General features: G+C 69.5%; 2 protein-coding genes and 1 pseudogene. 1 reads left to right on the top strand and 2 read right to left on the bottom strand.

Going from position 1 to position 6,444, the window contains the following annotated elements:
- Positions 1 to 1,187: 1,187 nt before the first annotated feature.
- Together ACZ7DL_RS38815 and ACZ7DL_RS38810 are read right to left on the bottom strand one after the other, a co-directional pair.
- Positions 1,188 to 1,520 (bottom strand): annotated as a pseudogene (locus ACZ7DL_RS38815) (BRCT domain-containing protein); the annotation flags it as partial.
- Positions 1,521 to 1,675: 155 nt separating this feature from the next.
- Entirely contained in the window at positions 1,676 to 1,804 is a 129-nt protein-coding gene (locus tag ACZ7DL_RS38810) for a hypothetical protein (RefSeq protein ID WP_470781745.1), read from the bottom strand.
- Positions 1,805 to 2,135: 331 nt separating this feature from the next.
- Between ACZ7DL_RS38810 and ACZ7DL_RS38805 the strand changes: the two genes are divergently transcribed.
- Entirely contained in the window at positions 2,136 to 6,074 is a 3,939-nt protein-coding gene (locus ACZ7DL_RS38805; protein WP_470781743.1) for a tetratricopeptide repeat protein, read from the top strand.
- The last annotated feature ends 370 nt before the right edge of the window (positions 6,075 to 6,444 follow it).

Here is a 6,444-nt window from a genome sequence, read left to right as displayed (position 1 = left end):
CTTCACCACCGACGGCAAGCTCCTCGCCAGCGCCGGCGCCGACAACCAGATCCGCCTCTGGACGGTTGCCCGCTGACAACAGCTGACTCAATGAGATGTATCGGCGCTGATGGCCGTGTCCGGGTCGGCAGTTGAGCGTTCGGTGCGGGGTGGGGACGTCGCCGTGGATCCTCACGCTGCGGCAGCAGCGGCCCAAGCGGCGAACGACGGGCCGACATCCCCGAAGCGTTCCTCAGACTCGCCTGCTGCCTGATCATCCACCGGCAACTCAACTGGGGCAGCCGGGGCCATCCCTGCGCGTGCGGGGATGGTCCCCTCACCAAACCGCTGCGCATCGTCAACTGGGAGCGCTCCCCGCACACTTTCGACGGCCCCTCCACCACCGGCACCCCCTTGGGCTTTCCGCAGGTGCGCGCCGTCGTCCTCGCGGGAGATCGGCACCCACGCGGTCCTCGACGCCGGCCTGGGCGGTTACCGGGATGGCGAGCGCCGCCTGGCCTACACACGGGCCGGTTCGATAGTGCGCGGGTATCTGTCCGCGGTGTGCATCGTCTGTTCGTGACTGCTCCGACACGACCGAGCGTTCACTTTGCAGCGCGCTCGAAAGAGCAAGCACCCTGGAATGCCGTCGCGCCACGGGCGAGGACGAGGCGGCCCCGGCTCCTTGTGCCCAATGCCCAAAGCCCAATGCGCCAATGCCCAGGAAGACCGGGACCTGGACGGTGACGACGCAGGTCTCGTTGTCTCGGTGGAAAGGGTGTTGCAGAGGGCTTGGTTGTCGGATGGCTCTGAAGCTTTCAGTAGCGCAAGATTCATTTCAGTGAAGATTTCAGTAGCGCACCAAGGATTTCAGTGCGCCCACCCAGCGTGATTGTGGCCCGTCGGGCCCAGAGAGCTTTTGGTCAAGGTCTGATGGCGGCCCATGTTGTGGGTCCGACAGCTTGTGGCCTGCCCGGGGCGACGTGCGAGGGGCCCCGGACAGGCTCCGCTCCAACTCTGCAAGGAAAGGCGGCTCGGCGCTTGGAGGTGCGTGCAAGTGGCGTAGTGGTGCTGTCGGGTGTCGCCCGGGCGCGGCCCCCGGCCGACGAATCGAGGGCGAACAGCTGTTGGGGCTGGAGGCGCGGACGGGCCGTCGATCACCGGGAACGCCATCGGGCCCGCCGCAAGCATTCGAGTCCTGGTTTTGCTCAGTTCAGAAGGCTGGCAACAAGGGCGGCGAACTCGCCCGGGGTGGTGAGGCGGAGCCCGAGCTGTTCGGCCTTGGCCCGCTTGGAACCAGTGCCTTGGCCGGCGACGACGAGGCTGGTCTTCTGCGAGACGCTGGAGGAGGAGCGTCCTCCGGCCCGTTCGATAAGTTCGTTCGTTCATCTCGTTGCGGGTAAGCCGTTCTAGGTTTCCTTCATGGCGCCGGTGACGACCACTGTCATGCCGGCCAGAGGACTGGAGCCGATCGGCGTGTCAGCCATGCTGCCGCTGCCGGGGTCGGTCTTGGCAGCCGAGGGCGGGGTCGCGCCGGGCTCTGCCGTTCTGCCCCTACGCCGGTTGCCGCTGTGCTGTCATGGAGGGGTGGACACCCTCGTGGCGTTCCGGGCCGAAGCAGGCCCGGCGGACGGTAGGGAGCCGCCGACGCCCCCGTCACGAGCGGAGCGTCGGCGGGCTCGGTGGCGGCAGGACCTCAGCGTGGGAAGTGGTCGAGCAGCCAGGCGACCACGGCACGGGCGGTGCCACTGACAGCGGCACCGAGCACGGTCTTTGCCCAGGGCGTCTGTCCCCGGCGGGGCCGGCGGGTACGGGGCCTGCTCATCGTTCTCCTTATGGCTGGACACGGATGGGTGGTGTCGGCCGACAAGAAGACGATCCAGGAGACGGCACACGCAGCGGGCTCAGCCGGACGATCCGGTACATCACGAGCGATCCAGCCTGGTCACACGAAGGGCGGCTGCGCGCCGCTCGGGACGATTCTGAACGGGCTCATAGTGGGGGTGGCCGACATGACGGCATGGGACGAAGCCCGCAAGCAGTTCGCGTACTTCCTTGCGGAAGTGCACCGCGCGGCGAACAGTCCTTCGTTGGCGGTACTGGCAAAGCGGGGTGAGGATCAGAGCAACCGCAAAACGAAACTGCACCCCTCCACGGTGAGCCTCCTTCTCAGGGCCGAGTTCACGAAACCGCCGGAGTGGGACCTGGTCGATCTCTTCGTCAGGACGTGCAGGGCGATCGCCTCCCAGCCGATTCCGCAGATCCCTGAGCTCTTCGAGGACAAGTTGTGGAAGAGCCGGCATGCTGCTCTCGAGCAGGTGTGGGAGCTGGTCCGGGAAGCGGAGACCAAAGACCCCGCAGGCCTCCGGCCTTTCCCACCGAAGGATGCGCAGCCGCTGGCGGCGGATCTGCGCGGGCAGCCGAGTCAGCTGCTGCTGGCCCGCCATGAGGTGGTGCCGTTCACCGGCCGGGCGGACGACCTGGCCGCGCTGGCCGGCTGGCGGGACGGCATCGCGCAGGACGGCCAGCCGATCGCCGCCTCGGTCGCGTTGCTGCACGGCTTCGGCGGGCAGGGCAAGACCCGGCTGGCCACCGAACTGGCCCGCCGTACCGCCGAGCTGGGTTGGAAGGTGTGGCAGGCCGTCCGGGCGGACCAGGCCGCGGCCGATACCGGCCGCGGCAGGCGGTCGGCGCTGGCCCGCCGCGCGCTGGTAGTGGTCGACTACGCCGAACGCTGGCCCGCCCGGGAGCTGGAGCTGCTGCTGGAGAGACTGGCCGACCAGCGCGGGGAAACGCTCCGGGTGCTCCTCATCGCCCGATCAACGAGCTGGTGGTCCTATCTGCTCGACGACCTGCGAAAATGGGGCTTTGCGCACACCGAGTACCCGTTGCGGCCGCTTCCCGACGGAGACATCGACGCCCGGCTCCAGACCTTCACAGTCGCCCGCGAACGCTTCGCCGGCGCTCTCGGGCTGCCCGCGGAGGACGCCGAGTCCCTTGCGGTGCCCGGGGATCTGGCCCATGCGGCCTACGGACTGACGCTGACCGTCCACATGGCCGCACTGGTGGCGGTGGACGCCCGTATCCGCGGTGACGAACCGCCACGGGAGCCGGGCGCGCTGTCGGCGTACCTGCTGGAGCGTGAGCGCGGCCACTGGTCGAAGCTGGAGCAGCGCAAGCCCGCCTGCGCCGCACCGGCGGAGGTCATGGCCCAGGCCGTGTACACCGCGACCCTCACCGGGCCCAGGGGCTACCGGGCGGCGATCACCGCCCTGAAGTCCGCCGAGGTGGAGAATGCCGCGTTGCATCCGCAGGTGCTGCGGGAACACGCCGCCTGTTATCCGGCTGACGATCCGAGGACGTACCTGGAACCGCTCTGCCCCGACCGCCTCGGTGAGGACTTCGTCGCCCTCAGCACGCCCGGGCCCGTCGGCAGCCATCTGGCGACCCCCTGGGCCGAGGAGGCGGCGGCTCGTCTCCTCGGTGTCGCCGCGCACGCCCCTGCCGGCTCCCCGGCTCCGGAGTGGAGCCGGCACGTCCTCACCCAGCTGATCAACGCCGCCGCCCGCTGGCCCCATCTCGCTGCTGGCGAACTGGCCCCCCTGGCCGCCGAGCACCCCGGCCTCATGCTCCGCGCGGGCAACGCCGCCCTGGCCACCCTGGCCCGTATCAAGCAGCTTCCCCTCGAAGCGCTGGAGGCCATCGAGGAGGCCGCTCCCTGGCGGGATCCCGACCTCGACGTGGGGATCGCCGACATCACCGAGCGCTTCTGCACCGAGCGGATCGAGTCCACCTCCGATCCTGCCGTCAAGGCCGCCCTGTACGCGAAGAAAGCCGGGCGGCTGTCCCACTCGGGTCGGCACGAGGAGGCCCTGAATGCGACCGAGGAGGCGGTGCAGCTCCACCGCGAGCTGGCAGGCAGCGGCGACGTGGAAGCGGTGGCCGATCTCGCGTGGGCGCTGAACGGCCTGAGCAACGAGCTGCATTTCACCGGACGCCACCCGGCCGCGCTGGAATCGGCAGAGGCGGCCGTAGTGCTTTTCACCAAGGTCGTCGCCCAGGGCCATCCCGAGAAGATCGCCAATCTCGCGGTCGCCTTCACCACCCTGTCTCTGCGGCTCGACCAGCAGGGCCGCATCGCCGAGGGTCTTCAGCTGCTGCAGAGCGCGGTCCGGATCACCCGGCACACGGCCGAGGTGAATCCTGCGGACTTCCGCCCCGACCTGGCCGGAATGCTGCACAATCTGGGGAGCCAGCTGTCCAGGGTCGACCGGTACCGCGAGGCCCTGGCCGCAGAGTCCGAAGCGGTGTCCCTCTACGAGAAGTTGGTGGAGCAGGCGCCCGAGGCGCACCTCGACAACCTGGCGAACGCACTCGACGGCCTGGCGATCGCTCTGCGCGGCGAAGGCCGTCACCAGGAGGCTCTGCGGGCAGGTGAGAAGGCGGTCGGCCTTCTGCGCGCCGGCGCCGAGGACAACCCGGGAGCCTGGGGCCCTCCGCTGGCCAACGCCTTGCTGCACCTCGGTGACGGTTTCGGCGAGTCGGGTCATCTACAGGAAGCCGTACGGTACTGCGGCGCGTCCGTCGACATGTCCCGGGAACTCGCCGCCACAAGACGGGCCGCCCATCTGCCGTTGCTCGCTCGTTCGGTGATGAATCTGGGTATCTGGCTCGGCAAGTCGGGGTCCCCCCACAAGGCCGTCCCCCATTCCGAGGAGGCCGTCGGGCTGTTTCGAGAACTGGTCGAGCGCGGCTTCGAGAACCATCTGCCGGATCTCGCGGACTCGTTACTGAATCTCAGCCTCACCCTCTCGGCAACAAGCCGGATCGAGGAATGCGTGGCTGCCGCGCGGGAAGCCGTCGGGCTGTACCGCCGGCTGGGCCCGGCCAGTCCCGTGGTGTACCGCCGCAAACTCGCCAGCGCGTTGGTGAACCTGGGGAACGGGCATACTCGGCGGGACGATCCGGTCGCATCAGTGGAGTGCCTGCGGGAGGCGGTCGATCTGGCCCGCGAGGCAGCCGAGGACGACCCCGTCGCGGGCCTGCCGATCCTGGCCGATGCCCTCACCAACCTCGGGCGCGAGTACGGCGGGGTAGGACTGCGGGCGCCGTCCCTCTCCGCGGCGCGGGAGGCCGTCGCCATCCGGCAGTCCCTGGCGAGGAGCGACCCGGCCGTGCATGAGCCGAACCTGGCGGCGGCACTGGTGATCCTCTGCGACGCGCTGAGCGGGGTGGGGCGCCACGAGGAGGCGATAGCACAGGGAACGCAGGCCGTCGCCATCCTTCAGCGGCTCTCCCAGGCCGCCCCGGCGGCCCACCGACTCCGCCTGGCGCTCTCACTCAGAAGCCTCGGGCGGCCCCTGGCGGTACTGAATCGTCTTGACCGGGCCGTCGAGGCCGGTGAGCAGGAGGTCAACGCCTGGCGGTGCCTGGCGCAGGCCGACGAGGGATACGAGTTCGATGTGGCGGTGGCCCTGGACATGCTCGGCCGACTGCTGACGGCGACCGGCCGACACGAAGAGACGGTCCGCACCTACGAAGAGATCGTGGCACTCTGGCGGCGCCTCAGCCACCCTGAGGCCGATCAGCTACTGGCCCTCTCCCTCATCAAGCTCACGCTGCCACTGGCCGAGCTGAACCGGCATGAGGACGTCCTCGCCAGGGGGGAGGAGGCGGTCGCCATCCTGCGGCGGCTCGCCCAGGAGGACCCGGCCGCCCACCAGCCGACGCTCGTCATGGGACTGGTCCAGGGACTCGGGCTCCCGCTGGCGCGGTCGGACCACTGGCAGCTGGCCGAGGGCCACCTGCGGGAGGCCATCGACCTGCAGCGGCAGCTCGCCCGGGAGGACCCGGCCGCCCACCAGCCCGCTCTTGCGGATCTGCTGATAAACACGGTGTGGGCGCGGATCAGTCGGCAGCACGGCCTGCAGGACGCGCTGGCCGCAGCGGAGGAGGCCGTAGAGATCTACGGCACTCTGGCCACCCGGAGCCCGGCAGCGTTCCGCGCCCCGCTGGACGAGGCAGTGCAGCTGCGGGGCCGTCTGCGCGCCACTCCCCCCCTCGATGCCGAACGCCTGGAGCAGGGCGAACACTAGCTGCCGAGCCCCTCGGCCGGTTCAGGGGCTGAGGGGCGGTGGACGCTCTCCCCGCGGAGGCGTCGGCGCCACGCTCCTCCTGACGAGAGTCAGTCCAGCCGTTCACGCCCCCGCACAGACCCCCTTCCATGTGCCGTGAGCAACCCATCCGGCCAGGCCGCGCGATGGTTTTGGACCCCCTCCCGCCCCGCCGCACCTTTCGTCCACGACCACACCGAGGCGCCCCTGCTGGAACCACGCCTCCGCCCGCAAGGTGATCTGCAGGAAACGGCCTAACTGATCGTTTCAAAATGAGGTTCTGATTCGTCTCAAGCAGATGATGCTGCAGGCGAGTTGGAGTAGTCCGAGGTGGAGATCGGCGCGTATCTCG

Source organism: Streptomyces sp. NPDC036984 (assembly GCF_055607665.1).
Note: the sequence above shows the minus strand (reverse complement) of the source record. Positions and strands in the feature narration are given on the sequence as shown.